The 26,018-nt window shown below is 73.9% G+C and carries 21 protein-coding genes; 12 read left to right on the forward strand and 9 right to left on the reverse strand.

The genetic code is table 11. From position 1 onward, the window contains the following. Positions 1-63 precede the first annotated feature (63 nt). Positions 64-1,644, reverse strand: a complete 1,581-nt coding sequence (locus ACFVS6_RS01135) for a protein kinase (RefSeq protein WP_389699858.1) — start codon at positions 1,642-1,644, stop codon at positions 64-66. Positions 1,645-1,916: 272 nt separating this feature from the next. On the opposite strand from ACFVS6_RS01135, the gene ACFVS6_RS01140 reads away from it, so the two are divergent. From ACFVS6_RS01140 to ACFVS6_RS01185, 10 genes are all read left to right on the forward strand, one after another. After that, positions 1,917-3,593, forward strand: coding sequence for a protein kinase (locus ACFVS6_RS01140; protein WP_389699859.1), 1,677 nt, complete (start codon positions 1,917-1,919; stop codon positions 3,591-3,593). A gap of 262 nt (positions 3,594-3,855) precedes the next feature. Beyond that, positions 3,856-4,374, forward strand: a complete 519-nt coding sequence (locus ACFVS6_RS01145) for a hypothetical protein (RefSeq protein WP_389699860.1) — start codon at positions 3,856-3,858, stop codon at positions 4,372-4,374. Between the two features lie 106 nt (positions 4,375-4,480). Further along, a complete protein-coding gene (locus tag ACFVS6_RS01150) occupies positions 4,481-5,134 on the forward strand; it encodes a PadR family transcriptional regulator (RefSeq protein WP_389699861.1) in 654 nt (217 codons plus the stop codon). A 24-nt stretch (positions 5,135-5,158) separates the two neighbouring features. Further along, positions 5,159-5,902, forward strand: coding sequence for an ABC transporter ATP-binding protein (locus tag ACFVS6_RS01155; RefSeq protein WP_389699862.1), 744 nt, complete (start codon positions 5,159-5,161; stop codon positions 5,900-5,902). Positions 5,903-6,003: 101 nt separating this feature from the next. Then, entirely contained in the window at positions 6,004-8,760 is a 2,757-nt protein-coding gene (locus ACFVS6_RS01160) for an FtsX-like permease family protein (RefSeq protein WP_389700032.1), read from the forward strand. Between the two features lie 106 nt (positions 8,761-8,866). Further along, entirely contained in the window at positions 8,867-9,406 is a 540-nt protein-coding gene (locus ACFVS6_RS01165; protein WP_281211160.1) for a bacterial proteasome activator family protein, read from the forward strand. A gap of 176 nt (positions 9,407-9,582) precedes the next feature. Further along, positions 9,583-10,449 (forward strand): NTP transferase domain-containing protein, encoded by an 867-nt coding sequence (locus tag ACFVS6_RS01170; RefSeq protein WP_389699863.1) that lies wholly within the window; start codon positions 9,583-9,585, stop codon positions 10,447-10,449. Then, entirely contained in the window at positions 10,446-11,735 is a 1,290-nt protein-coding gene (locus tag ACFVS6_RS01175) for a molybdopterin molybdotransferase MoeA (RefSeq protein WP_389699864.1), read from the forward strand. The genes ACFVS6_RS01170 and ACFVS6_RS01175 overlap by 4 nt, the downstream gene beginning before the upstream one ends. Beyond that, entirely contained in the window at positions 11,723-12,823 is a 1,101-nt protein-coding gene (locus ACFVS6_RS01180; RefSeq protein ID WP_389699865.1) for a potassium channel family protein, read from the forward strand. Before ACFVS6_RS01175 ends, ACFVS6_RS01180 begins: the two co-directional genes overlap by 13 nt. Positions 12,824-12,959: 136 nt before the next feature. Next, positions 12,960-13,937: an NAD(P)H-quinone oxidoreductase gene (locus ACFVS6_RS01185; RefSeq protein ID WP_389699866.1), complete on the forward strand. Its 978-nt coding sequence runs from the start codon at positions 12,960-12,962 to the stop codon at positions 13,935-13,937. 187 nt (positions 13,938-14,124) lie between these two features. On the opposite strand, the gene ACFVS6_RS01190 is transcribed toward ACFVS6_RS01185, so the two are convergent. Genes ACFVS6_RS01190 through pdhA form a run of 3 tightly spaced genes read right to left on the reverse strand, consistent with a single transcriptional unit; the run spans position 14,125 to position 17,596 of the window. Next, positions 14,125-15,456, reverse strand: coding sequence for a dihydrolipoamide acetyltransferase family protein (locus ACFVS6_RS01190; RefSeq protein ID WP_389699867.1), 1,332 nt, complete (start codon positions 15,454-15,456; stop codon positions 14,125-14,127). Continuing rightward, a complete protein-coding gene (locus ACFVS6_RS01195; RefSeq protein WP_385690900.1) occupies positions 15,456-16,424 on the reverse strand; it encodes an alpha-ketoacid dehydrogenase subunit beta in 969 nt (322 codons plus the stop codon). Before ACFVS6_RS01195 ends, ACFVS6_RS01190 begins: the two co-directional genes overlap by 1 nt. A gap of 35 nt (positions 16,425-16,459) precedes the next feature. Then, positions 16,460-17,596, reverse strand: coding sequence for a pyruvate dehydrogenase (acetyl-transferring) E1 component subunit alpha (pdhA, locus tag ACFVS6_RS01200; RefSeq protein ID WP_389699868.1), 1,137 nt, complete (start codon positions 17,594-17,596; stop codon positions 16,460-16,462). Between the two features lie 178 nt (positions 17,597-17,774). Here pdhA and ACFVS6_RS01205 point away from each other — a divergent pair, with 178 nt between their 5' ends. Further along, positions 17,775-18,329, forward strand: coding sequence for an Lrp/AsnC family transcriptional regulator (locus tag ACFVS6_RS01205; protein ID WP_389699869.1), 555 nt, complete (start codon positions 17,775-17,777; stop codon positions 18,327-18,329). 135 nt (positions 18,330-18,464) lie between these two features. On the opposite strand, the gene ACFVS6_RS01210 is transcribed toward ACFVS6_RS01205, so the two are convergent. Both ACFVS6_RS01210 and ACFVS6_RS01215 read right to left on the reverse strand, forming a co-directional pair. Then, entirely contained in the window at positions 18,465-19,052 is a 588-nt protein-coding gene (locus ACFVS6_RS01210) for a TetR/AcrR family transcriptional regulator (RefSeq protein ID WP_281209349.1), read from the reverse strand. Beyond that, positions 19,049-20,569, reverse strand: a complete 1,521-nt coding sequence (locus ACFVS6_RS01215) for a 3-hydroxyacyl-CoA dehydrogenase (RefSeq protein WP_389699870.1) — start codon at positions 20,567-20,569, stop codon at positions 19,049-19,051. Before ACFVS6_RS01215 ends, ACFVS6_RS01210 begins: the two co-directional genes overlap by 4 nt. 168 nt (positions 20,570-20,737) lie before the next feature. Between ACFVS6_RS01215 and paaN the strand changes: the two genes are divergently transcribed. After that, complete coding sequence (paaN, locus tag ACFVS6_RS01220; RefSeq protein ID WP_389699871.1) at positions 20,738-22,420, forward strand: phenylacetic acid degradation protein PaaN; 1,683 nt, start codon at positions 20,738-20,740, stop codon at positions 22,418-22,420. A gap of 666 nt (positions 22,421-23,086) precedes the next feature. Here paaN and ACFVS6_RS01225 read toward each other — a convergent pair. The 3 genes from ACFVS6_RS01225 to ACFVS6_RS01235 all read right to left on the reverse strand — a co-directional run bounded on the left by ACFVS6_RS01225 (position 23,087) and on the right by ACFVS6_RS01235 (position 25,994). Next, positions 23,087-23,869, reverse strand: a complete 783-nt coding sequence (locus ACFVS6_RS01225; protein ID WP_389699872.1) for a TrmH family RNA methyltransferase — start codon at positions 23,867-23,869, stop codon at positions 23,087-23,089. Between the two features lie 83 nt (positions 23,870-23,952). Next, positions 23,953-25,266, reverse strand: coding sequence for an HTTM domain-containing protein (locus ACFVS6_RS01230; protein WP_389699873.1), 1,314 nt, complete (start codon positions 25,264-25,266; stop codon positions 23,953-23,955). Next, entirely contained in the window at positions 25,251-25,994 is a 744-nt protein-coding gene (locus tag ACFVS6_RS01235) for a DUF5819 family protein (RefSeq protein ID WP_389699874.1), read from the reverse strand. Before ACFVS6_RS01235 ends, ACFVS6_RS01230 begins: the two co-directional genes overlap by 16 nt. Positions 25,995-26,018 lie beyond the last annotated feature (24 nt).

Raw genomic sequence — 26,018 nt, forward strand, 5'->3', positions numbered from 1 at the left:
AGTACGCGAAAGGGCCCGGCGGAATTGATTCCGCAGGGCCCTTAACGGTGTTCCGGAAGGTGCCTAGCCCGCCGGGTTGACCGGGTCCCCCGTGACGGGGACGGACGGCTCCTTCGTCGGAGGCTCCTTCGTCGGAGGCTCCTTCGTCGGGGGCTCCTTCGTCGGAGGCGTCGGATCCACCGGCGGGCTCTTGCTCTCCGACGCGCTCGGGCTCGTGCTCGCGCTCGCCGTCGGACCCGTGCTCTGCGTGAACTTGTTGCTCTTCGTCGGGTTCGGCGCGTACGTCTCCTCGTACGTCTTCGACGTCGACGGCGCCGACGGGCTCGACGAGGGTTCCGGGCTGGTCTCCCCGGACTTGCTCTCCGAGGCACCCGGCGAGCTCTGGTTCACGCCCGGGGGCTTTTCCTTGTTGTTGCTGCCGTCGCCGAAGTTCTTGACCGCGTACGCCACGCCGCCCGCGATGGCCAGCACCGCGAGCAGGGCGAAGAGGATCATCTTCCAGCGCCCGCCGCCGCGCGGGCGTTCGTCGTAGCCGCCGTAGCCGCCCTGCCCGCCGCCCGGACCGCCGGGACCGCCGGGGAACGCGGACCCGTCGTCCGGGTTCAGCGGCGGCACCATCGGCTGCTGGAACTGCGAGGTCGTGGAGTGCGAGGGGTACTGGCCCCCGTTGCCGTTCGGCTGCATCGCCGTGGTGGGCGAGCCCGGCTGGCCGTGCGGGAGGGACATGGTGACCGGACCCGTGTTCCAGGTACCGGTGTTCGCGCCCTGCTCCTGGAGCATCTGGAGCGCGTACTGGACGAGCCCGCGCATCTCCTCGGCGCTCTGGAACCGGTCGTCCGGGTCCTTCGCGAGCGACCGCATGACCAGGCCGTCGAGTTCCTTCGGGATCGAACCGCCCTCGGGCAGCTGCGAAGGCGGCACCGGGGCGTCCTGCACGTGCTGGTAGACCACCGAGAGCGGGGTCTCCCCGGTGAAGGGGGGCCGCAGCGCGAGGAGTTCGTAGAGCAGGCAGCCGGTCGCGTACAGGTCGCTGCGGTGGTCCACGGCCTTGCCGAGGGCCTGTTCGGGCGACAGGTACTGCGGGGTGCCCATGACCATGCCGGTCTGGGTCATCGTCGACTGCGCGCCGTGCAGGGCGCGGGCGATGCCGAAGTCCATCACCTTCACCGCGCCGGTGTTGGTGATGATGACGTTCGCGGGCTTGATGTCACGGTGCACGATGCCGTGCTGGTGGGAGTACGCGAGGGCTTCCAGCACGCCCGAGACGATGATCAGGGCCTGCTCGGGCCCGGGGGCCTCGGCGCTGATCAGCAGGTCGCGGATCGTGCGGCCCTCGACGAGCTCCATCACGATGTAGGGGACGACGTTCGGTCCGACCCGGTCCTCGCCCGAGTCGTACACGGCGACGACCGCGTGGTGGTTGAGACCGGCGACCGACTGCGCCTCGCGCGTGAACCGGGCCTTGGACACCGGGTCCTCGGCGAGGTCGGCGCGCAGCAGCTTCACGGCGACGGTGCGGCCCAGGCGCACGTCCTCGGCGGCGAACACCTCGGCCATGCCGCCGCGGCCCAGGCGGTGGGTCAGCCGGTAGCGGCCGTCCCCGACGATGCCGCCCGCGCCCCAATGCTCAGGACCGTCAGCCATCCCGGCGCCGTTTCCCTCGGGTTCGGGTGCCATCAGTCCTCGCCGTCGTCTCTCTCGTCCGCTCTAGCGGTGGGTCCTCTATCGGGTCCTCATCGGGTGCTCCGACGAACGCTACAGCCTCGCAACCGGTCGCCGTTCGGACAAAGGCACCCCGTCCCCCCACGGTCACGGAACGGGTACCCGGCTTGACGTGTGCTTGCCCTCCGGCAGACTGGGCGCCACGCGCGCTCAGCCGGACGCGTGGGGAAGCAGCCCGAGGGGAAGCAACAGTCATGAGCCAGGACGGCACACAGGGCCGGTACGCAGGCGGCTCTCTGGCCGGTGGCCGTTACCAGCTAAGGGATTTGCTGGGTGAGGGCGGCATGGCGTCGGTCTACCTCGCGTACGACTCCGCCCTCGACCGGCAGGTTGCGATCAAGACCCTGCACAGCGAACTGGGGCGTGAGGCGTCCTTCCGCGAGCGGTTCCGCCGTGAGGCGCAGGCTGTTGCGAAACTGTCGCACACCAATATCGTCTCGGTCTTCGACACGGGCGAGGGCGAGGTCGTCTTCGGCGGGTCCTCCGGCGGCGACAGCACCGTGATGCCCTACATCGTCATGGAATACGTGGAAGGTCAGCCTCTGGGCTCCGCCCTGGAGGCGGACATCCGCCAGTACGGCGCCATGCCCGCGGAGCGGGCGCTGAAGGTGACGGCCGACGTCCTGGCCGCGCTGGAGACCAGCCACGAGATGGGCCTGGTCCACCGCGACATCAAGCCCGGCAACGTGATGATGACCAAGCGCGGCGTCGTCAAGGTGATGGACTTCGGCATCGCCCGCGCCATGCAGTCGGGCGTCACCTCGATGACGCAGACCGGCATGGTCGTCGGCACCCCGCAGTACCTCTCCCCGGAGCAGGCGCTGGGCCGTGGCGTGGACGCGCGTTCCGACCTGTATTCGGTCGGCATCATGCTCTTCCAACTGCTGACCGGACGGATCCCCTTCGACGCGGACTCGCCGCTGGCCATCGCGTACGCGCACGTGCAGGAGGAGCCGGTGGCTCCGTCGACCATCAACCGGTCGGTCACCCCCGCGATGGACGCGCTGGTCGCCCGGGCGCTGAAGAAGAACCCGAACGAGCGCTACCCCACGGCCGCCGCCATGCGCGACGACCTGCTGCGGGTGCTGTCGGCAGGTGGGACGGGGGCGCCCGCGATCGTGCCCGGCGCCGTCACCGGGGGCAGCGGCGCGGGCGTGGGCTCCGCCGTGTTCCCGCCCGTCGACTCCGGGTTCCAGGCCCCGCCGCCGCAGTCGCTCCAGCAGCCCTACCAGGCCCCGCAGACCCCGACGCCGTCCCCGTACGCGCCGACGCCGGCGCCGCAGCACCACCAGGGCGGGTACGCGTACCCGCACACGCCGCCGCCGGCCCAGCAGCAGTACGCCCCGCAGACCCCGGCGCCGTTCACGATCTCCCCGTCGCACACGGGCGGCCCGGGCCCGGCCGGTTCCAGCGGCGGGAAGCGGAACACCTCCGTCGTGATCGGCGCGGTCGTCGTGGCCCTGCTGGCCGTCGGCGGTCTGATCACGGCGATCTCGATGAACGGCAAGGACGAGGACCCGCAGGCCGGCCCCGAGCCGTCCGCGTCCACCTCCGCGTCCGCGTCGGGCAGTGCCAAGGCGGGCTTCAAGGGGCCGGACACCTCGCGCACCATCGACGTCGAGAAGTGCAAGAAGCCGACGAAGGCCTACAAGGACGCGAACAAGGTCATCGCGCCGGACCTGCGGTACAAGAACCTCCGCTCGGTCAAGGAGTGCCTCCAGGCCGCCGGCTGGCGCTACGAGATCGAGATGCGGGACGAGGCCGTCTACGGCCAGGACACCGTCCTGGAGCAGCTGCCCGCGGCCGGTGACGACGTGGCGAAGGACGACACGGAGTTCAAGCTGGTCGTCTCCAGCGGCAACCCGCAGTAGGAGGAGGCCGCCCGGGCCTCCCGGACGGCCCCGCGCGACACACCCGGCATCCCGGGCCACCCCGATGGGCGGCCCGGGATGCCGCTTTTGCCCCACTATGTAAATCTGAGCTCGGACCTGCCGCCGTGCGGTCCGCCCGCTCCGCCGCCCGTTCGCCCGTCCGCGCGTCCGCCTGCTCGCTCCACCGCTCTGTCCTCGGTCTTCCGCATCACCGGATCTCGGTTTCCGCTTCCACGGTCACCCGGAACGGGAGGGGCCACCCGTGACTCAACGCCTGCGCGTCCCGCACTGGGCGGCCGGAGCGGCGGTCGCCGCCGCGCTGCTGGTCACGGCGCCCGCGAGCGCCGCCCCCGGCGCCGTCGCGGCCACGGTCACCGCCCGGACGACGGACGTGCCGGGAGGGCCTTCCGGGGAACTCGCCGGCAGCGCCGCGGGCGAGGGCCGACAACGCCCCGGCCGGCCCGCCGCCGAGCCGGCCTCCGTCGAGCCGGCCCGGGTCCCGCGTCCGGTGCGGCCCGCCCACCCCGTCCGGCCGGCCCGCCCCGAGCACCCCGTACGCCCCGCGCAGCCGCCCGCGGAGCCGGCCGTCCCTCCCGAGGTGGCCCCCGAGCCGCAGCCGCACGCCGTGCCGAGCACACCCTCCTCCGTCACCGCGATCGGCACCGGCCCGAACGAGCGGGCCGCGGATCTGGCCGCCCACATGCTGCCGCTCGGCACCGGGTTGGCCCTGATGGGACTGGGTCTCGGCTTCATGGGGATGCGGCTGCGGCGCGGCCGCTGACCGTCGCCCGACGGCGCCCGGACCACCTCCCGACCGCACCCGGCCGCCCCCGGGCCCGCTCCGGGGATTGTTGCGATCGAGGGCATACTCGGTATACATACTGAGTATGTCGATTCGCCACGGGCTTCTCGCCCTGCTGGAACGGGGGCCCCGTTACGGCTCCCAACTGCGCTCCGAGTTCGAATCCCGCACCGGCTCCACCTGGCCGCTCAACGTCGGGCAGGTGTACACCACGCTCGCCCGCCTGGAGCGCGACGGACTCGTCGCCCCCGGCGGCGAGGACGCGGCCGGACACACCCTCTACGTCATCACCGACACCGGGAGCGCCGAACTGCGCCAGTGGTACGAGCGCCCCGTCGACCGCACCAACCCGCCCCGCGACGAGCTGTCCATCAAGCTCGCCATGGCCGTCGGCGCCCCCGGAGTGGACATCCGCGCCGTGATCCAGTCCCAGCGGCACGCCACCGTCCAGGCCATGCAGGACTACACCCGGCTCAAGGCCCGGGCCCTGGGCGCCATCGAGAGCGGGGAGGCCGACGAACGCGACGACCTCGCCTGGCTGCTGGTGCTGGAGCAGCTGATCTTCCAGACCGAGGCCGAGGCGCGCTGGCTCGACCACTCCGAAGCACGGCTCGTACGGCTCGCCGCGCAGACCCGCCGGACACCCGCCGAGCCCGCCCCGGCGCAGGCCGACGCCACCGAGCCCGCGGCCGGCGCCACCGCCGGCCGGCCCCGCACCGCCCGCCCGCGGCGGGGCTGACCACCGTTCCAAGGGGGAACCCTCATGCCCGACCAGCACCACGAACGACCCGTGCTCCAGCTCGACCGGCTCGTCCGCACCCACGGCAGCGGCGCCACCGAGGTGCACGCCCTGCGCGGGATCGACCTCAGCGTCCGCCCCGGCGAACTCGTCGCCGTGATGGGCCCGTCAGGATCCGGAAAATCCACGTTGCTCACCCTCGCGGGCGGCCTCGACACACCCACCAGCGGCCGGGTCGTCGTCGAGGGCGTCGACATCACCACCGCGAGCCGCAAGCAGCTCGCCGCACTGCGCCGGCGCAGCATCGGCTACGTCTTCCAGGACTACAACCTGATACCGGCCCTCACCGCGGCAGAGAACGTGGCGCTGCCCCTCGAACTCGACGGGGTGTCCGCCCGCAGGGCCCGCGTCGCCTCGGTCGCCGCGCTGGAGGAGATGGGCCTCGCCCAGCTCGCCCACCGCTTCCCCGACGAGATGTCCGGCGGCCAGCAACAGCGCGTCGCCATCGCCCGCGCCCTGGTCGGCGACCGCCGACTGGTGCTCGCCGACGAACCCACCGGCGCCCTCGACTCCGAGACCGGCGAATCCGTGCTCGCGCTGCTGCGCAACCGCTGCGACGCGGGCGCGGCCGGGATCCTGGTCACGCACGAACCCCGCTTCGCCGCCTGGGCGGACCGCGTCGTCTTCCTGCGCGACGGCACCGTCGTCGACGAGACCCTGCGCAGCGGCGCCGACTCGCTGCTCACGGAGCGGGCGGCCGGCCTGTGACCTCCCCGCTCAGCTCCTGGTACCACCCCTGGGCCGCGGCCCTGCGCATCGCCCGCCGCGACGCCTGGCGCGCCAAGGGCCGCAGCGCCCTCGTGCTGTCGATGATCGCCCTGCCGATCATCGGCGTGAGCGCCGCCGACCTCACCCTGCGCAGCGGCGAGCTCTCGCCCGAACAGACCCTGACCCGTCAGCTCGGCGCCGCCGACGCCCGGATCGGCGAGGCCCACCTCGACGCCCCCCTGTTCCAGCACCCGGACGGCGAGCGCTACGCGCCGGTCGGCGGCTACGACGCCCACCGGCCCGGCAAGCAGCCCGAACTGCCCCCGCTGAAGTCCACGATCCCGACGGGCGCCAAGGCCGTCCAGGACACCTCCGGCCACTCCAAGGTGCACACCGCGCACGGCATCCTCGCCACCGACCTGCGCGAGCTGGACGTGCACGACCCGCTGACCCGGGGCATCGTCGCCCTCGACCGCGGCCGGCTGCCCGACGGACCCGGGGAGATCGTCGCCACCAACGCCTTCCTGAAGGCGTCCGGGCTGTACGTCGGCTCCTCGGTCACCCCGCGCGGCTCACCGGTCTCGTACAAGGTCGTGGGGGCGTACGAGCTGCCCTCCTCGCTGAAGGCCGTGGAGCTGCTCGCCCTCCCCGGCACCCTGATCACCCCGCTGGACAAGGCCCTCCAGGCCACCGGGGCGCCCGGGGTGTCCCCCCGGACCTCGTACCTGGTCTCGGTCGGCGGCGACGGTTTCACGTGGAACATGGTCAAGGAGGCCAACACCAAGGGCGCGCTCGTGCTCTCCCGCGCCGTGACCCTGGACCCGCCCGCCGACGCCGACGTCCCGCTGTTCCGGCAGGAACCGAAGGAACGGTTCGAGCAGCCCGGCTCGGGTGGCAGCGTCACCGAGCGGGCCATCGTGGCCACCGTCGTCGGCCTGACCATGTTGGAGGTGTGCCTGCTCGCCGGTCCCGCCTTCGCGGTCGGCGCCCGGCGCTCGCGCCGCCAGCTGGGGCTGCTCGGCGCGAACGGCGGCGACCGGCGGCACATCCGGGCCGTCGTGCTCTCCGGGGGCCTCGTCATCGGCGCCGCCGCGGCCGTCATCGGCACCGCGATCGGCGTGGCCCTCACCGTCGGGCTGAGGCCCGTACTGGAGGAGCAGCTCGGCGCCCGTTTCGGCGGCTTCGACGTCCGCCCGCTGGAGCTCCTCGGCATCGCCCTGCTCGCCGTGCTGACCGGCCTCCTCGCGGCGGTCGTACCCGCCGTCACCGCGTCCCGACAGACCGTCCTGGCCTCCCTGACCGGGCGCCGCGGCGTCCGCCGCGCCAACCGGGTGCTGCCCGTCATCGGCCTCGTGGCCGTGGCCGGGGGCGCCGCGCTCGTCCTGTACGGAGCGAACTACCGGGTCAGTGCGACCGTCGTCGCCGGTGGCAGCGCCATCGCCGAGCTGGGCGTCGTCGCCCTCACGCCGGTCCTCGTCGGCCTGTTCGGGCGGCTCGGGCGATGGCTGCCGCTCTCGCCGCGCCTCGCGCTGCGCGACGCCGTCCGCAACCGGGGGCGCACGGCGCCGGCCGTGGCCGCCGTGCTGGCCGCCGTCGCCGGCACCGTGGCGGTCTCCACGTACGAGCACAGCCGTGACATCCAGGCCCGGCACGAGTACGTCGCCCAACTCCCCGCCGACGCCGGCACGCTGACCGCCGCCGACAACAGCGGCCACAAGGACGTCCCGGCCCTGCGCGAGACCCTCACCAGGACGCTGCCGGTCGCCGTACGGGCCGACGTGGAGCGGTTCGTGGTCGGCAACCCGAACTGCGAGACGCGCGCCTCCGACCCGGGCTGCGGACGCGTCGAACTCATCACCCCGAAGGAACAGCGCTGCCCGCTCTTCGACGCCCCGGGCGGGAGCGACTCCTTCACCGCGGAGCAGGCCCGCGAGCTGCGCAAGGATCCGCGCTGCGCACCGCGCACGTTCTTCTCGTCCACCGACGTCGTCATCGCCGACGAGAAGCTGATGACCGTCCTCGCGGTCACCGACCCCGCTTCCACCGCCGCCCTCAAGAACGGCCGGGCCGTCTCCTTCGACCCGCGCGCCGTGAAGGACGGCAAGGTCACCCTGCGGGTCGTCACCGACCAGGCGGCCGTCGACGAGGCGTCCGCCAACAACGCCGAGATACCCGGCCAGGACAAGGCGCTCGCCGTGCACACGGCCCCCCGCCCGGACGAGGGCTGGGGCATCCGCCTCGTCGTACCGCCGGCCGCCGCCAAGGCGGCGGGGCTCGCCACGGCCCCCGTCGGCGCCTACTTCAGCCTCGACGGCCCGGCCACCGGCGAGCAACGGCAGAAGCTCGACGGGGAGATCGACCGGATGGGCGCCGACGCCCACCTCAGCATCGAGGAGGGCTACAAGACGGAGAGCACCCTCGGCGTGCTCGTCCTCACCGTCTTCGCGGGCCTGGTCACCATCGGCGCGGCCGGCATCGCGACCGGCCTCGCCCAGGCCGACGCCGAGGCCGACCTCAAGACGCTCGCGGCGGTCGGCGCGGCCCCGCGCGTGCGGCGCACCCTGAGCGGCTTCCAGTGCGGGGTGGTCGCCCTGATGGGCGTGGTCCTCGGCTCGGCCGCCGGGATCCTGCCGGCGGTCGGACTGCGGCTCACCCAGGAACGCGAACAGGAACGCCTGATGCGGCACGGAGTCGAAATGGGCTACGCCACGCTGAAGGACACCGAGCTGTACGTGCCGATCGCCGTGCCCTGGGCCACGCTCGCCGGACTGCTGATCCTGGTCCCGCTGGGAGCGGCCCTGCTCGCGGCGCTGGTCACCCGGTCGAGCGGCGCGCTGGCCCGCCGGGAAGCCGGCTGACGCCGGTGGCGGGGGCCGGGCGGATGTTCCGGCCCCCGTACAGGGTGGATCACGCTCTCGCGGGGGCACACCGTGTGAGTACGCAGGTGTGCGAGAGAATGTCGGCATGGAGATGCCGAGGAGTGAACGGTCGCAGGACAGCCCCCCGAACGTCCTGATCGTGGGACAGGACGGGATGGCGGTCGGCGGCGCCGATGACGAGTCGCGCGAGGTCCCGGTGACGGAGATGGTCGAACAGCCCGCCAAGGTCATGCGGATCGGCAGCATGATCAAGCAACTCCTGGAAGAGGTACGTGCCGCACCTCTCGACGAGGCGAGCCGGGTCCGGCTCAAGGACATCCACGCCGCCTCGGTCAAGGAGCTCGAAGACGGCCTCGCCCCCGAGTTGGTCGAGGAACTGGAGCGCCTGTCCCTGCCGTTCACCGAGGAGGCCATCCCCTCCGAGGCGGAACTGCGGATCGCGCAGGCGCAGTTGGTGGGCTGGCTGGAGGGTCTCTTCCACGGGATCCAGACGGCCCTGTTCGCGCAGCAGATGGCGGCGCGGGCCCAGTTGGAGCAGATGCGCCGCGCTCTGCCGCCCGGCGGTTCGCACGAGGACGACGAGGACGGCCCGCACGGCGCGGTCCGCTCCGGCCCCTACCTCTGACCTCCGACGAACACCGAGCACCACACCGGCGGGGCCGGGGCGACCGCGCCCCGGCCCCGCCGCCGGTTCGGGCACGGCCCCGTCGCCCCGGGCCGCGACGCGGCCCCCGGCGGGCCCGGTAAGGGCGCCGTAAGCGGGGGCGGACGGGGGTGGCGCGGGGCCCGCATACTCGGGGCATGAGCTACGACGCGATCGTCCTGGCCGGCGGCGCGGCGCGCCGCCTCGGCGGGGCCGACAAGCCCGGCCTGCGCGTCGGCGGCCGGGCCCTGCTGGACCGGGTCCTCGACGCGTGCGCCGACGCCGGGACCACCGTCGTGGTCGGCGGCCGACGGGCGACGGCCCGCCCGGTGCGCTGGGCCCGCGAGCACCCGCCCGGCGGCGGCCCGGTGGCCGCGCTGGACGCCGGGTTGCGGGCCACGACGGCCGAGCGGGTCCTCGTGCTCTCCGCCGACCTGCCCTTCCTCGACCGGGACACCGTCCGTGCGCTGCTCGCCGCCGACGGGGTCGACGGGGCCCTGCTCCGGGACCCCGACGGACGGGACCAGCCGTTGGTCGCGGCCTACCGGGCCGAGCCGCTGCGCCGCGAGATCGCCCTGCTGGCCACCGAGCACGGCGGCCTGTCCGGGCTGCCGCTGCGCGCGCTGACCGGCGAGCTCGATCTGACCCCCGTGGCCGCCGCTGCGCCACTCGCCTCCTTCGACTGCGACACCTGGGAGGACCTGGCGGCGGCCCGCGCCCGGATCAGGGAGCATGGGACCGTGCTGGAGCAATGGATCAACGCCGCCAAGAACGAGCTCGGCATCGACGTCGACGTCGACGTCACGGCCCTGCTCGACCTCGCCCGTGACGCCGCCCACGGCGTCGCCCGACCCGCGGCTCCGCTGACGACGTTCCTCGTCGGCTACGCGGCCGCCCGCGCCGAGGCGCAGGGCGCCGACCCGGCGCAAGCCGTCCTCGACGCCTGCCGCAAGACCGCCGAACTGGCCCTGCGCTGGGCCGACGAGGCGCAGCCCGCCGATCCCCAGGAGAGCGGCTCAGGATGACCCGTACCGACGCCGACGGCGCCCTGGACGAAGCCCTTGCCCTGGTCAGCCGCGATGCCCGGACCCACGCCGCGGAAGGCCACCGTGCCACGGCCTGGCCGCAGGCCCGGACGGTGGCGATCCGGGCCGGCTCCGGCGTACGCGGTCGCAGCCACCGGGTCGCGCTCCCGGACGCGCTGGGCGAGGTGCTGGAGGCCCCCCTGGAGGCCCTCAGCGACCTGCCCTCCTTCGACACCTCCGCCATGGACGGGTGGGCCGTCGCGGGCCCCGGCCCCTGGCGGATGCGCGCCGGCGGGGTCCTGGCCGGGACGGAGCCGCCGGCGCCGCTCGCGGACGGCGAGGCCGTCCGGATCGCCACGGGCGCCCGGATCCCCGCGGACACCAGCGCCGTGATCCGCAGCGAGCACGTCCGCGAGGCCGGTGCCCAGCTGTACGCCGAACGGGCCGTCGGCACCGGTCAGGACATCCGCCCGCGCGGCCAGGAGTGCCGCTCCGGGGACCTGCTGCTGCCCGTCGGTTCCCTCGTCACCCCGGCCGTCCTCGGCCTGGCCGCGGCCGCCGGGTACGACGAGCTGGTCACCCGGCCCCGGCCCCGCGTGGAGGTCCTCGTCCTCGGCGACGAGCTGCTGACCGAGGGCCGCCCCCACGACGGCCTGATCCGCGACGCCCTCGGACCCATGCTCGACCCCTGGCTGACCCGCCTCGGCGCGCAGGTCACCGGGACGCGCCGGCTCGGCGACGACCCGGCCGGCGCGGAGGCCCTGTACGAGGCCGTCACCGGCTCCACCGCGGACCTGCTGATCACCACCGGCGGCACCGCCTCCGGCCCCGTCGACCACGTGCACCCCGTGCTGGCCCGCGCCGGCGCCGAACTGCTCGTCGACGGGGTCGCCGTGCGCCCCGGGCACCCGATGCTGCTGGCCCGCATCGGCGACCGGGCGCGGGGGCGCCACGTCGTCGGCCTGCCCGGGAACCCGCTGGCCGCCGTGTCCGGGTTGCTGACCCTCGCCGAGCCCCTGCTGCGCGCCCTCGCGGGCCGCCGGCAGCGGCCGCGCTACACGGTGCCGGTGCAGGGAGACGTGCCCGGCCACCCGCACGACACCCGGCTCGTCCCGGTGCTGCTGACCGACGAACATGCCGTGCCGCTGCGGTACAACGGCCCTGCGATGCTGCGCGGCGTGGCCGCCGCCGACGCGCTGGCCGTCGTACCGCCGCACGGCGCACGATCCGGGCAGGACCTCGAAATCCTCGACCTGCCCTGGGCTTCGGGGGGATGTTTCACGTGAAACTTCACGGCCAGGACGCCATGGCGCGCGGCGCGGACGAGAAACTCGTCTCGCGCCGCATCAAGCTGCCCAAACGCGTCGTCGAGAAGCCGCTGCGGCAGGTGAGCCGGCGGCTGCTGATGGCCCTGTTCGTGCTGTGCCTGACGGTCCTGATCGTCTGGCTCGACCGCGACGGGTACCACGACAACGCGAACGGGTCGGTCGATCTCCTCGACTGCGTCTACTACGCGACCGTCACCCTGTCCACGACGGGATACGGCGACATCGTCCCGTACAGCGACACCGCGAGGCTGGTCAACGTCCTGCTGATCACCCCGCTGCGGGTGCTGTTCCTGATCATCCTGGTCGGCACCACCCTGGAAGTGCTCACGGAACGCACCAGGGAAGAATGGCGGCTGAGTCGCTGGAGGAAGAACTTGCGCGAGCACACGGTCGTCGTCGGCTTCGGTACGAAGGGCCGCTCGGCGTTGCAGACGCTGCTGGCCACCGGCCTCAGCAGGGAACAGGTCGTCATCGTCGACCCCAGCGCCAAGGTCATCGACATCGCCAACGCGGAGGGGTTCACGGGTGTGGTCGGCGACGCCACCCGCTCCGACGTCCTGCTGCGGGCGGAGATCCAGAAGGCCCGTCAGATCGTCATCGCCACCCAGCGGGACGACACGGCGGTCCTGGTGACGCTGACGGCGCGCCAGCTCAACCGGGGCGCGAAGATCGTCGCGGCGGTCCGCGAGGAGGAGAACGCGCCGCTGCTGAAGCAGTCCGGCGCGGACGCGGTCATCACCAGCGCGAGCGCGGCCGGACGGCTCCTCGGGCTGTCGGTGCTCAGCCCGAGCGCCGGCACCGTGATGGAGGACCTCATCCAGCAGGGCAGCGGCCTCGACCTGATCGAACGGCCCGTCAACAAGTCCGAGGTGGGCCGGAGCGTGCGGGAGACCGACGACCTGGTGGTGAGCGTGCTGCGCGGCCACCGCCTGCTCGCCTACGACGACCCGCACGCGAGCCCGCTGCAGTTGACGGACCGGGTCATCACCATCGTGCGCGCCACGCGCCCGCTCTCGCCGCAGGCCACGCTCGGCCCGGTGGAGTAGGACCGCGGCGCGGGGTCGCCCCGGCGGGTCGGCCCACGGCGTCCTCGCCGTACGCGGCCCGCGCCGGGCCGGCGGCCCGTTCGCGTGCCGGTCCACGTGCTGGGCCGCGCGGGCGGGTTCGCGTAGCCTCCGGGCCATGCATGCGATCACGATCGAGCAGCCCGGTGGCCCCGAGGCCCTCGTCTGGGCCGACGTACCCGATCCGGTGGCCGGCGAGGGGGAGGTGCTCGTCGAGGTCGCGGCGAGCGCCGTGAACCGCGCCGACGTCCTCCAGCGACAAGGTTTCTACGATCCGCCGCCCGGCGCCTCGCCCCACCCCGGCCTGGAGTGTTCCGGCCGCATCACCGCCGTCGGGCCGGGAGTGTCCGGCTGGTCGGTGGGCGACGAGGTGTGCGCGCTGCTGTCCGGCGGCGGGTACGCGCAGCGGGTGGCCGTCCCGGCGGGGCAACTCCTGCCGGTGCCGCAGGGCGTCGACCTGGTGAGCGCCGCCGCGCTGCCGGAGGTCGTCGCGACGGTGTGGTCCAACGTCTTCATGGTCGCCGGGCTGCGTCCCGGCGAGACCCTGCTCGTCCACGGCGGCTCCAGCGGGATCGGCACGATGGCGATCCAGCTCGGCAAGGCGGTCGGCGCACGGGTCGCGGTGACCGCGGGCGGCAAGGAGAAGCTGGCGCGCTGCGCGGAGCTCGGCGCCGACGTCCTGATCGACTACCGCGAGCAGGACTTCGTGGAGGAGCTGCGGTCCGCGACGGGCGGCGCCGGGGCGGACGTGATCCTCGACATCATGGGCGCGAAGTACCTGGCGCGGAACCTGGACGCGCTGGCCGTCAACGGGCGGCTCGCCGTGATCGGCATGCAGGGCGGGGTGAAGGCCGAGCTGAACCTGGGCATCCTGCTCGCCAAGCGGGCCGCGATCACCGCCACCTCGCTGCGGACCCGGCCCCTGGAGGAGAAGGCCGCCATCATCGCGGCCGTACGGGAACACGTCTGGCCGCTGGTGGCCGCGGGGCGGGTGCGGCCCGTGGTGCACGCGACGTACCCGATGGCCGAGGCGGCGGAAGCCCACCGGGTGCTGGAGTCCAGCGCCCACGTCGGCAAGCTGCTGCTGACCGTGTAGGTCCCCACGGACGTGCGGGGTGGTGTTCACGGCCGGGCGGGGTGGGGGTCCCGCCCGGCCGTGGTTCCCGGGGCCGCCGCCCCGGGAGTCCTTCGACCCGGCCGCGCCGGGCCGTACCCGCCGGATCCCGCCGGGACCGCGGGGATACGACACCGCGGCCCCGGCCGCCGGGATCCGGACGGGCGGTTCAGAGGCTGCGGAGCAGCACCGCCGGGTTCTCCACGCAGTCGGCGACGTACCGCAGGAAGCCGCCCGCCGTGCCGCCGTCGCAGACCCGGTGGTCGAAGGTCAGCGACAGCTGGACGACCTTGCGCACGGCCAGCTCCCCCTGGTGCACCCACGGCTTGGGGATGATCCGACCCACTCCGAGCATCGCGGCCTCGGGGTGGTTGATGATCGGCGTGGAGCCGTCGACCCCGAACACCCCGTAGTTGTTGAGGGTGAACGTCCCGCCCGTGAGGTCGGACGGGGCCAGCTTCCCGGCCCGGGCGAGCTCGGTCAGCCGGGCGAACTCCGCCGACAGGGACTCCGGGCTGCGGTCCTGCGCGTCCCGGACCACCGGGACCATGAGCCCGCGCCCGGTCTGCGCGGCGAAGCCGAGGTGCACGGCCGGGAGCCGGACGATCTCGTTCGCCGCGAGGTCGACGGTGGAGTTGAGTTCCGGGTACTTGGCCAGCGCGGCCGTGCAGATCCGGGCGAGCAGCGCGAGGACCGAGATCTTCGGGCCGTCCACGGCGTTCATCGCGGCCCGGGCCGCCATCAGTTCGGTGGCGTCCGCGTCGACCCAGCAAGTGGCCTCGGGGATCTCGCGGCGGCTGCGCGAGAGCTTCTCGGCGACGACCCCGCGCAGCCCCTTGAGCGGGATCCGCTCTCCCTGGGCGGCGGGGCGGGGCGCCTCGGCGACCGCCACGGCCGCGGGCGCCGCGGCGACCGCCGTGGAGGCGCTCGCGAGGGCCGCCTCGACGTCGGCCCGCAGGATCAGGCCCTCCGGGCCGGAGCCGTGCAGTGCCCGCAGGTCGAGCCCGTTGTCCCGGGCCAGCTTGCGCACCAGCGGCGAGATCACCGCAACGGGCCCGACGGCCACGGGTGCCGCGGGCGTCACGGCCGCCGGAGCGGCCACGGCAGCAGGGGCGGACGGGGCCGCGGCCTGCGCCGTGCCCGCCGGCCGGACCCGGCGGCGCCGCGCCGGCCGGGAGTGGTCCGTGCCGTAGCCGACCAGGACGTTGCCCGACCCGGACGACGTCTCCGCCGGCTCGGGCTCCGGCATGGTGCCCGAGCCCACCGCCACCGTGATCAGCGGGGCACCGACCGGGAGCTCCGTGCCCTCCTCGCCGAAGCGCGCGGTGACCACGCCCCCGTACGGGCAGGGGACCTCGACCATCGCCTTGGCCGTCTCGACCTCGACGACCGGCTGGTCGATCTCGACCACGTCGCCCACGGCCACCAGCCAGCGGACGATCTCCGCCTCGGTCAGCCCCTCCCCGAGGTCGGGCAGCTTGAACTCCAGTACCTGCGGCATCAGTTCTCCCACTGCAGGCGGGCCACGGTGTCCAGGATCCGGTCCACACCGGGCAGGTGGTGCTTCTCCAACATCGGCGGCGGGTACGGGATGTCGAAGCCCGTCACGCGCAGCACGGGGGCCTCCAGGTGGTGGAAGCAGCGCTCCGTCACGCGGGCGGCGATCTCCGCGCCCGGTCCGCCGAAGCCGCCGGCCTCGTGGACCACGACCGCGCGCCCGGTGCGGCGTACGGAGGCCACGACCGTCTCCTCGTCGAACGGGACGAGCGAGCGCAGGTCCACGACCTCCAGGTCCCAGCCCTCCTCGCGGGCCGCCTCGGCCGCCTCCAGACAGACCGGCAGCGACGGCCCGTAGGTGATCAGCGTGGCGCTCGTGCCCGCCCGGCGGACCAGCGCCTTCCCGATCCCGGGGACCTCGTCCGGGGCGTCCGGCGACCACGGCGACTTCGACCAGTACAGCCGCTTGGGCTCCAGGAAGACCACCGGGTCGTCGCTCGCGATCGACGCGCGCAGCAGCCCGTACGCGTCCTCCACCGTCGCCGGGGTGACGACCGTCAGGCCGGGCGTGGCGACGTAGTACGCCTCGGAGGAGTCGCAGTGGTGCTCGACGCCGCCGATGCCGCCGCCGTACGGGACGCGGATGGTGATCGGCAGCGGCATCGCGCCCCGGGTGCGATTGCGCATCTTCGCCACGTGCGAGATGAGCTGCTCGAAGGCCGGGTAGGCGAACGCGTCGAACTGCATCTCCACGACCGGCCGCAGCCCGTACATGGCCATGCCGACCGCGGTGCCGAGGATCCCGGCCTCCGCGAGCGGGGTGTCCGTCACGCGGTCCTCGCCGAACTCCTTCACGAGGCCGTCGGTGATCCGGAAGACCCCGCCGAGCGCCCCGACGTCCTCGCCCATGACGTGGACCGTCGGGTCCTCGGCCATCGCGTCGCGCATGGCCCGGGTGAGGGCCTGCGCCATCGTCGCGGGCTTCACCGCCCGCTGTGCCACCGTGCTCACGCCTCTTCCTCGGCTTCCAGTTCGGCGCGCAGCAGGTCGGCCTGCTCGCGCAGTCGTCCGGTCTGCTCCGCGTAGACGTGCGCGAAGAGGTCCATCGGGTCCACGACCGGTTCGGCGTTCATCCGCTCGCGCAGGTTCGCGGCCATCGCCTCGGCCGCGTCGCGCGCTTCCCGGATGCCGTCCTCGTCGAGGATCCCGCGGGCGGTGAGCTCGCGCTCCAGCAGTTCCACCGGGTCGTGCGCCTTCCAGGCCTCCACCTCGGCGTCGGTGCGGTAGCGGGTCGCGTCGTCGGCGTTCGTGTGGGCCTCCATCCGGTACGTGATGGCCTCGATGAGGGTCGGTCCGCCGCCGCCGCGGGCGCGCTGGACGGCCTCGGTGAGGACCTCGTGCATGGCCGCGACGTCGTTCCCGTCGACCAGCCGGCCGGGCATTCCGTAGCCGACGGCCTTGTGGGCCAGCGTCGGCGCCGCGGTCTGCTTGGCGAGCGGGACGGAGATGGCGAAGCCGTTGTTCTGGACCAGGAAGACCACCGGGGCCTGCCAGACGGCCGCGAAGTTCAGCGCCTCGTGGAAGTCGCCCTCGCTGGTGCCGCCGTCGCCGACCATGGCCAGGGCGACGACCTCGTCCCCGCGCAGCCGGGCGGCGTGGGCGACGCCCACCGCGTGCGGCAGCTGGGTGGCGAGGGGGGTGCACAGCGGGGCTATCCGGTACTCGCGCGGGTCGTAGCCGGTGTGCCAGTCGCCCCGCAGCAGCGTGAGGGCCTGTACCGGGTCCAGCCCGCGCGCCACGGCCGCCAGGGTGTCCCGGTAGCTCGGGAAGAGCCAGTCCTGCTCCTCCAGGACCAGGGCGGCCGCGATCTCGCAGGCCTCCTGGCCGACGGTGGACGGGTACACGGCGAGACGGCCCTGCCGGGTCAGCGCGGTGGCCTGCGCGTTGTAGCGGCGGCCGCGCACGAGTTCGGCGTAGTACCGGCGCATCAGCACCGGGTCGAGGCGGTCGGCCGCCTCGGTGCCCAGCACCCGGTACGGCTCGGCGTCCGGAAGCAGCGCGGCTGCGTCCGTACGGGGCCTCCAGGCGGGCGGCGGGGTTGCACGGTGGGACGCACCGGCACCGGGCAGCTCTTGGACCGTCATGGCGGCGTACACCTCCTCGTGGGAAGCGGGCAGGGAGTGCCCCGGATGTGAGGCCCCTCACCAACCGATTGTTCGGTTGTCCGGGCAATTTGGCTACAGGCGGCTCCAGGCTGTGGACAAACTGGCGCCGGGGCCGTGGGATGGGTGCAGGACGTCCAGGAGAGGGAGGCATCGGGCAATGCCGGATGAACAAATGGCCGGAGCGGGTTCGACGCCGATCCCGCCGGGGGCGGCCCCCGGCGCCCCTCCGGTGCCTCCCCGCCCCCTGGATCCGATCGACCGGTCGATCATGCGGCTGCTCCAGGCGGACGGCCGGGCGTCCATACGCTCGGTGGCCGAGCAGGTCCACGTGTCGCGGGCCAACGCCTACGCCCGCATCAACCGGCTCATCGACGACGGGGTGATCCGCGGGTTCACCGCCCGGGTGAACCACGAGAGGGCGGGCCAGGGCGCCTCCGCCTACATCACCCTGAAGATCGTCCAGAACTCGTGGCGGACGGTGCGCGAGCAGCTGCGCGAGCTGCCGGGCGCGGCGCACATCGCGCTGGTCAGCGGAGACTTCGATGTACTGCTGCTCGTCCACACCCCGGACAACCGGACCTTGCGCGAGCTGGTCCTGACGCGCCTCCAGTCCATCCCGGAGGTCCTCTCCACGCGCACGCTGCTGGTCTTCGAGGAGACGGACCTCCTCGACCCGGGGACCGACGCCGGCCCGGCCCTCACGGAGGAGTGAACCGCCCGCCCCGCCCGCCCCACCGGTACGACTGGTCCGACCGGGTGGTGCGAGGGGGCGGCCGAAGACACGAACGCGCCCCCCGGGATTCCCGGGGGGCGCGTTCGTGTCGGGGGACGGCTCGTCGCCGCTTCCCTACGGGGTCGCGCGGAGCCCGTCGAAGGCCATGTGGACCACCGCGTCGGCGAGCTGCCCGTGGTCCGCTCCGGGGTGCGGGCGGTACCACTCCACGAGCGAGTTCACCATGCCGAACAGCAGGCGCGTGGCGAGCCGGATGTCCACGTCCGCGCGCAGGTCCCCGTCGGCCGCGGCGGCCTTCAGCAGGTCGGCGACCCGGTGGTCGAACTCGCGGCGGCGCTCCAGCGCCCAGCGTTCGGTGCGCGTGTTGCCCCGGACCCGCAGCAGCAGCGTCACGTACGGCAGTTCGCCGAGCAGCACCTCGACCGTCCGCCGGGTCACGTACTCGACGCGTTCGACCGCCCGGCCGCGTACCGCGCCGGGTTCGTCGAGGACGGCGAAGAGGCCGTCCAGGGCGCGGCTGACGGCCCGCAGCAGCAGCTCCTCCTTGCCCGCGACGTGGTGGTAGATGGAGGACTTGGAGATTCCGGCCGCCTTGGAGAGGTGCTCCATGGAGGTGCCGTCGTAGCCGCGCTCGATGAAGACCTGCACGGCCACGGAGAGCAGCGTCTCCGGGGTGTAGGTGTCCCGCCTGACAGTGGTCATGCCGTGTCCTCCCCCTCGTCGTCCGCGCCCGCCGCGTAGCCCAGCCTGAACAGCGCCAGCGAGGGCGCGTAGCGGCCGCCGGGACAGCGTTCGTCCAGGTTGTGCAGCAGGTCGTAGGCCCAGTCCGGGCCGAGCCGCTCGTGCCAGGCGGACGGGCCCAGCGGGTAGTTGACGCCGAGCGTCATCGCGGTGTCGATGTCCTCGGCGTCCGCGACGCCCCGCGCCACGGCGTCGGCGGTCAGGTCGATCAGCATGGCGACGGTCCGGGCGACGATCATGCCGGGGACGTCGCCGATGACGGACACCTTCTTGCCCAGCTTCTGGAAGAGGCCGACGGCCTCGGCCAGGGTCCGCGCGCTGACGTCCTCGCTCGCCGAGAGCGCGATCCGGGTGGCGCCGCGGTAGTCGAGGGCGAGGTCGAAGTAGACGACGTCGGTGAACTCGACGGAGGTCTTGCCGTCCGCGAGCACCAGCTGGCCCTCGCCGGGCAGCTGGATGTACGGACCCCCGTGCCCGGTGGCCGTCACCGCGATCCCGGCCTCCTCGATGAGCTCGGCCAGCGCCGCCGCCGGGCCGAGGTCGCCGACGACGGTGACCTTGTCCGGCGCCTCCTCGGGACCCGCCGTGTGCGGCTCGGGGAGCCGGACGTCCTCCCCGTACGCGAACCAGCCCTGCCCGGACTTCCGGCCGAGCCGGCCCGACTGGACCAGTCGGCGCTGGGCGAGGGAGGGGGTGAACTTGGGGCTGCGGAAGAACGAGTCCCAGACGGAACGGGTGACGGCCTCGTTGACGTCCTGGCCGATCAGGTCGGTGAGCTGGAAGGGCCCCATGCGGAAGCCGCCGCTCTCGCGGAGCACGGCGTCGATGGTGGCCGGGTCGGCTCCCCGTTCCTCGTACACCGCGAAGGCCTCCGCGTAGAACGGTCGGGCGATCCGGTTGACGATGAACCCGGGGGTGTCGGAGCAGCGGACCGGGGTCTTGCCCCAGCCGAGGACCGTGCCGTGGGCGCTGTCGGCCACCTCGGGGTCGGTCGCGTGACCGCTGACGACCTCGACGAGGGGCAGCAGCGGCGCGGGGTTGAAAAAGTGCAGGCCGAGGAAGCGGCCGGGGTGGCGGAGGCCGGCCGCGAGTTCGGTGACGGAGAGGGAGGAGGTGTTGGTCGCCAGCACCGCGTCCGGCGCGATCACCTCTTCGAGGGCCGCGAAGAGCGTCCGCTTGACGGTGACGTCCTCGACCACGGCCTCGATGACGAGGGCAGATCCGGCGAGGTCGGCGAGCGTGCCCGCCGCGCCGATCCGGCCGATGGCCTCCTCGGCCTCGGCGCGGTCCAGGCGGCCCTTGGCGGCCATCCGCTCGACGCGGTCGCGCACGAGCCCCGCGCCGGCCTCGGCGAAGGCGGGGTCGATGTCGTGGAGCAGCACGCGGTGACCCGCGAGGAGGGCGACCTGGGCGATGCCCTGCCCCATGGTGCCGGCGCCGATGACCGCCACAGTGCGGGACCGCTCGATTGCTGTCATGTCCTGATCCTCCCGCACCGACTTATCCACAGGCCTGCCGGGCCCTCTTGTCCCGACCGATCGTTCGGTTACTCTAACTCCAGTCTGCTCTTCTTCACCCGCCCCTGCCTGATCTCAGCCTGCGAAACCAGCCTGATCTTGCCCGGCTCAACGAGGAGTTGGTCCCTGATGGCCGCCGAGCTCACCCTCCCCCAGCTGTCCGAGAAGCACCGGCCCACCCTGGACCGGGCGCTGGCTGCCATCCGCAGTCGCGCCTACTGGTCCCCGCACCCCGAACACCCCAAGGCCTACGGGGAAACCGCCCCGGCCGACGGCCTCGCCGCCTTCGAGGCCGTCCGCGGCACCCGCTTCGAGCTCGACCAGCCCGGCACCGACGGCTGGACGGGCGGCGAGGTCTCCCCGTACGGCCCGGAGCTGGGCGTCGAGTACCCGCACGCCGACCCGGACGTGCTGCTGCCCGCGATGCGGGCCGGCACGGGCGCCTGGCGGGACGCCGGGCCCGAGACCCGCGCCCTGGTCTGCGTCGAGATCCTGGCCCGGATCGGCGCGCGGACGCACGAGTTCGCGCACGCCGTCATGCACACCAGCGGCCAGGCCTTCATGATGGCCTTCCAGGCGGGCGGCCCCCACGCCCAGGACCGCGGCCTGGAGGCCGTGGCCTACGCGTACGAGGAGCAGACCCGCGTGCCCGGCCGGGCCGACTGGTCGAAGCCGCAGGGCAAGCGGGACCCGCTGGAGCTCGACAAGACCTTCACGGCCGTCCCCCGGGGCATCTCCCTGATGATCGGCTGCAACACCTTCCCCACCTGGAACGGCTACCCGGGCCTGTTCGCCTCCCTCGCCACCGGCAACCCCGTGCTGGTCAAGCCGCACCCGCGGGCCGTCCTGCCGCTGGCGCTCACCGTCAAGGTGGCCCGGGAGGTCCTCGCCGAGGCCGGCTTCGACCCGAACCTGGTGGCCCTCGCGGTCGAGCGCCCGGGCGAAGGCATCGCCAAGACCCTCGCGCTGCGCCCCGAGATCAAGATCATCGACTACACCGGCTCGACGGAGTTCGGGGACTGGCTGGAGACCAACGCCCGCCAGGCCCAGGTCTACACGGAGAAGGCGGGCGTCAACACCGTCGTCCTCGACTCCACCTCCGACTACAAGGGGATGCTCTCCAACCTGGCGTTCTCGCTGTCCCTGTACAGCGGCCAGATGTGCACCACCCCGCAGAACCTGCTGATCCCGCGCGACGGCATCGGTACGGACGCCGGCCACAAGTCGTACGACGAGGTCGTCGCCGACCTCGCCGCCTCGGTCGGCGGCCTGCTGGGCGACGACGCCCGGGCCAACGCCCTGCTCGGCGCGCTGGTCAACCCGGGCGTCAAGAGCCGCCTGGAGGCCGCCGCCTCCCTCGGCGAGGTGGCCCTGGCCTCCCGCGAGGTGGTCAACCCGGAGTTCCCGGACGCCGTGGTGCGCACCCCGGTCATGGTCAAGCTGGACGCCGCCAAGCCGGACCCGGAGGCCGCCTACCTCTCGGAGTGCTTCGGCCCGATCTCCTTCGCGGTCGCCGTGGACTCCACCGCCGACGCCCTGGAGCTGCTGCGCCGCACGGTGCGGGAGAAGGGCGCGATGACGGTGGGCGCGTACACGACGTCCCCGGACACCGAGCGCGCCATCGAGGAAGTCTGCCTGGAGGAGTCGGCGCAGCTCTCGCTGAACCTGACCGGCGGGGTCTACGTCAACCAGACCTCTGCCTTCTCCGACTTCCACGGCTCCGGCGGCAACCCGGCGGCGAACGCCGCCCTGTGCGACGGCGCGTTCGTCGCGAACCGCTTCCGCGTGGTGGAGGTCCGCCGCCAGGCGTGACCCGTCCGGTGCCGTCCCGTCGGTCGGGGCGGCACCGCAGGCCACCGGGCCCGACGGCTCCTCACGTTCCGAAGGCGTGTGAGGAGCCCCCCGCCCGGCCGGCCTGCGCGGGTCCGCGCACATCGCGTCGCCCCTGACGACGGCGACCACGACCCCCTCGACGAGGTCCTCGCACACCGGCCGGCGCCCCGCGCCCCACGCGTCGAGCCCCTCCGCGAAGCCCCCGCGCCCGCTCCGGGCGGGCGCCGCCACCGCCAAGGCCGGCACCCGCGCCCGGCTCCGCCACCTCCCGGCACACCGCGACCCCCTCGGGGTGCGCCCGTGTCCGCGCCCGACGCCCGCGCCCGCAGGTTGTCCTCCGAGACCTACCGGCCCGGCTCCGCCACCTCCCCGCACGCCACGACCCCCTCGGGGTGCGCCCGTATCCGCGCCCGACGCCCGCACCCGCGGGCCGTCCACCGGGACCTACCGGCCCGGCTCCGCCACCTCCCCGCACGCCACCACCCCCACGGGATCCGCCCGCGGCCGGCGCCCCGCCCGTGGCCTCGGGCTCCCCGCCCCGCTCAGCGGCGTACCCGGACACGAGCAGGTCGGCGGCCGGGCCCAAGGCCTGTAGTCGAAGTCCCGTCGTCGCCCGCGCGGCAGGCGGAAGTTGGGCGACAGCCCCTAGGAGTGCTCGCCGCCCTGCGTCGCCCCGGTCGCGGGACCGCCCCAGTGGAAGAGGGTCATGGCCACGCTGGTGGCCAGGTTGTAGCTGGAGACCTGCGGGCGCATCGGGAGGGAGACGAGGTGGTCCGCACGGGCGCGGAGCTCGGGTGAGATGCCGTGGCGTTCGGAGCCGAAGGCGAGCAGGGCGTCGTCCGGGAGGGTGAGGCCGCGGATGTCCGCGCCCTCCGGGTCGAGCGCGTACAGCGGCCCGGCCGGCAGTTCCTCCAGGGCGAGCCGTTCGACGGTGGTGGCGTAGTGCAGCCCGGCACCGGCCCGCACCACGTTGGGGTGCCAGGGGTCGAGGTCGCCACGGGTGACCACGCCCGTGGCGCCGAACCCGGCGGCGAGGCGGACGACTGCGCCCACGTTCCCCAGGTTGCGCGGGTTGTCGAGGACCACGACCGGCGCGGGCCGGGGCAGCCGGGCCAGTGCCGCCCGCCCGGCGGCCCGGTCGGGCCGGACGGCGAGCGCGGCGACGCCGGTGGGGTGGACGCGGGGCAGCAACTCGCGCAGCGGGGCGCGCCGCACCAGCCGCCCCACCTCCGGGGCGACGTCCGGGGCCAGCTCGGCGGCCAGGGCCCGTACGGCGTCCGGGTCGTCGGCGACGACCGCCCGGATCTCGGCGCCGAAGCGCAGGGCGTGCTTCAGCGCGTGGAACCCGTCGAGCAGGACGGCGTCGTCCTGCCCCACGGTCTCCCGCCACTGCCGCACGCTCTCGTCGGGACTCCGCTGCTCGCTCATGCGCCGACCCTACGACGCCCCGGCCGCGGCGCCGCCCCCGGCACCGGCCCCGGCACGGGAGGCCCCCCGGCACCGCCGTCGGCTCAGCGCGGCACCGCGCCGGGGTCCGCCCCGACCGCCGGCGCCTGCGGATCCTCCGGGCCCCGGGCGTCCTCCGTGCCCCGGCGGTCCCGCGGACCCTCCCCGTCCACCCCGGCCGCCCCGTCCACCCCGTCCACCCCGTCCACCCCGTCCGAAGGCTCCCGCGCCCCCGGTACCGGTACCCGTACCCGCCCCCGCACGGGACTCAGCGCCGCGGCCCGCGCGCCGAGCCACACCAGGAAGGCCGTCGGCAGGAACACCGCGTCGGCGGCGATCATCGCCAGCGAGAAGAACGGCAGGCCCAGCAGCACCGCGATGCCCGCGTGCTCCAGCATCATGACGGCCAGCAGCACGTTCTTCACGCGCCGGTCGAACAGCGTGAACGGGAAGGCGACCTGCACCGCCACGGTCCCGTACGACAGCAGCATCACCAGCGTTCCGCTGCCCGCCAGCAGCCCGGACAGCCCCGGCCACGGGGTGAAGTAGTCCAGCCCGAGCGGGTAGTACAGCGCGGTCCCGTCCTGCCAGCGGGAACCCTGGATCTTGTACCAGCCGGCCGTCGCGTAGATCAGGCACACCTCCGCCATGATCACCAGCATCCCGGCGTTGTGCAGGACGTTCGCCAGCACGTCCAGCACCGCCCGGGCGTCGCCCCGCGGCTCGTACCGGTCGACCAGCCACCACAGCCCGAGCCCCACCCACAACGCGGCGAAGGCCACCAGCCAGCCGGTGCTGAACCGCCCGGTCAGCGCGCCGTACGCGAGCAGGGCGCCCAGCACGCCCCACAACACCGGCCCCGCCGCGCCCGCCGAGGCCGAACCCCGCAGGCGGACCCGGCGCGCGTCCAGCGACCACACCTGCGCGCAGCGGGTGAGGACCAGGTACATCGCCATCAGGTGGATGACGTTGTCCCCGCCGTCGCCCATGAAGACGCTGCGGTTCTGCAGGGACAGCACGCCGACCATGAAGACCACGGACGTCGCCCGCGTGCGCCAGCCGAGCACCAGCAGCAGGCTCGCCAGCACGGAGACGGCGTAGACGAGCTCGAACCAGAGCGTGGAGTCCGACCACATCAGGACCGTGAACGCCCGGTTCGAGGCGATCAGCCGCTCGGCCAGCTGCCAGCTCCAGGGGCTGTCGGGCCCGTACAGCTCGTGCCGGTTCGGGAGCTCCCGCAGCAGGAAGAACAGCCAGGTCCCGGCGAAACCGATGCGGACGACGGCGCTCTGGTACGGGCCCAGCGCCCGCCCGGTCACCTTCGCCAGGGCGGCGGCCGCGCGGGCCCGGGGCCCCGCCCGCTTCACACCGTCCACCACGGCAGCTCCCGGTAGTAGGTCTGGGTGTCGGTCTTCTCGGTGCTCCAGCTCGGCGCCGCGACAGCGGTGGTCGCCGAGCGCAGCTGGACGCGCACGATCCGGTCGCCGTCCCGCCCGCCGGCCGGAACCGCGTCGCCGCCGCCCCCGGTGAGCCGGTGCAGGGCGATCCGACGCAGGTACTCCTCGGAGAGTGCGCCGCGGTCACCGTTCGGGCGGTTGTTCTCGTCGTGGGAGCCGGTGAAGAAGTCCCAGGCCCGGCGCAGCTCGTTCTGCTCGGTGTGGCTCGGCAGCAGGCTGTGCCGGATGGCCGCGCCGTCCTCGGCGGACAGGTCGCGCCAGTCGCCCGCGACGACCTCCCCCGAGGAGGTCCGGACCTCGGCCCGCACCTGCACGGAGATGTTCTGCTGGAGGGGATTGGGGGCGAAGAGCTTCCAGTTCTGTTCGAACTCGGGGTAGACCCACCCGTCGACCAGGTCCGCGTGCTGCTTGCTCATCGTGTTCGAGGGCGCCACGTGCAGGAACACGAGCGCCAGGTGCAGGCAGGCGGCGACGCCGACGGCCGCCAGACCCACGGCCGCCACGACCCGGTACACCGCCGGCAGGCCCGCGATCCCTGGGATCCGGGGCGGGGCGGCCGGCCCGTCGGGCCCGTCGTCCGCCGGGTCGGGGGGTGGCGGAACGGCCGTCGGAAGTGCTCCTTCCGCAGGCTCGTGCTCGTTCGAAAACATCCCGCCCCGATCATCCGGCGTCCA

The sequence above is a fragment of the Streptomyces sp. NPDC057939 genome (assembly GCF_042887545.1).
GTDB lineage: Bacteria > Actinomycetota > Actinomycetes > Streptomycetales > Streptomycetaceae > Streptomyces.

What these genes read in the sequence shown, in the direction of transcription:
- ACFVS6_RS01135 (WP_389699858.1), bottom strand. Translation starts at nt 1,644, where the DNA reads ATGGCTGACGGTCCTGAGCATTGGGGCGCGGGCGGCATCGTCGGGGAC.
- ACFVS6_RS01140 (WP_389699859.1), top strand. Translation starts at nt 1,917, where the DNA reads ATGAGCCAGGACGGCACACAGGGCCGGTACGCAGGCGGCTCTCTGGCC.
- ACFVS6_RS01150 (WP_389699861.1), top strand. Translation starts at nt 4,481, where the DNA reads ATGTCGATTCGCCACGGGCTTCTCGCCCTGCTGGAACGGGGGCCCCGT.
- ACFVS6_RS01155 (WP_389699862.1), top strand. Translation starts at nt 5,159, where the DNA reads ATGCCCGACCAGCACCACGAACGACCCGTGCTCCAGCTCGACCGGCTC.
- ACFVS6_RS01160 (WP_389700032.1), top strand. Translation starts at nt 6,004, where the DNA reads ATGATCGCCCTGCCGATCATCGGCGTGAGCGCCGCCGACCTCACCCTG.
- ACFVS6_RS01165 (WP_281211160.1), top strand. Translation starts at nt 8,867, where the DNA reads ATGGAGATGCCGAGGAGTGAACGGTCGCAGGACAGCCCCCCGAACGTC.
- ACFVS6_RS01170 (WP_389699863.1), top strand. Translation starts at nt 9,583, where the DNA reads ATGAGCTACGACGCGATCGTCCTGGCCGGCGGCGCGGCGCGCCGCCTC.
- ACFVS6_RS01175 (WP_389699864.1), top strand. Translation starts at nt 10,446, where the DNA reads ATGACCCGTACCGACGCCGACGGCGCCCTGGACGAAGCCCTTGCCCTG.
- ACFVS6_RS01180 (WP_389699865.1), top strand. Translation starts at nt 11,723, where the DNA reads ATGTTTCACGTGAAACTTCACGGCCAGGACGCCATGGCGCGCGGCGCG.
- ACFVS6_RS01185 (WP_389699866.1), top strand. Translation starts at nt 12,960, where the DNA reads ATGCATGCGATCACGATCGAGCAGCCCGGTGGCCCCGAGGCCCTCGTC.
- ACFVS6_RS01190 (WP_389699867.1), bottom strand. Translation starts at nt 15,456, where the DNA reads ATGCCGCAGGTACTGGAGTTCAAGCTGCCCGACCTCGGGGAGGGGCTG.
- ACFVS6_RS01195 (WP_385690900.1), bottom strand. Translation starts at nt 16,424, where the DNA reads ATGGCGCAGGCCCTCACCCGGGCCATGCGCGACGCGATGGCCGAGGAC.
- pdhA (WP_389699868.1), bottom strand. Translation starts at nt 17,596, where the DNA reads ATGACGGTCCAAGAGCTGCCCGGTGCCGGTGCGTCCCACCGTGCAACC.
- ACFVS6_RS01205 (WP_389699869.1), top strand. Translation starts at nt 17,775, where the DNA reads ATGCCGGATGAACAAATGGCCGGAGCGGGTTCGACGCCGATCCCGCCG.
- ACFVS6_RS01210 (WP_281209349.1), bottom strand. Translation starts at nt 19,052, where the DNA reads ATGACCACTGTCAGGCGGGACACCTACACCCCGGAGACGCTGCTCTCC.
- ACFVS6_RS01215 (WP_389699870.1), bottom strand. Translation starts at nt 20,569, where the DNA reads ATGACAGCAATCGAGCGGTCCCGCACTGTGGCGGTCATCGGCGCCGGC.
- paaN (WP_389699871.1), top strand. Translation starts at nt 20,738, where the DNA reads ATGGCCGCCGAGCTCACCCTCCCCCAGCTGTCCGAGAAGCACCGGCCC.
- ACFVS6_RS01225 (WP_389699872.1), bottom strand. Translation starts at nt 23,869, where the DNA reads ATGAGCGAGCAGCGGAGTCCCGACGAGAGCGTGCGGCAGTGGCGGGAG.
- ACFVS6_RS01235 (WP_389699874.1), bottom strand. Translation starts at nt 25,994, where the DNA reads ATGTTTTCGAACGAGCACGAGCCTGCGGAAGGAGCACTTCCGACGGCC.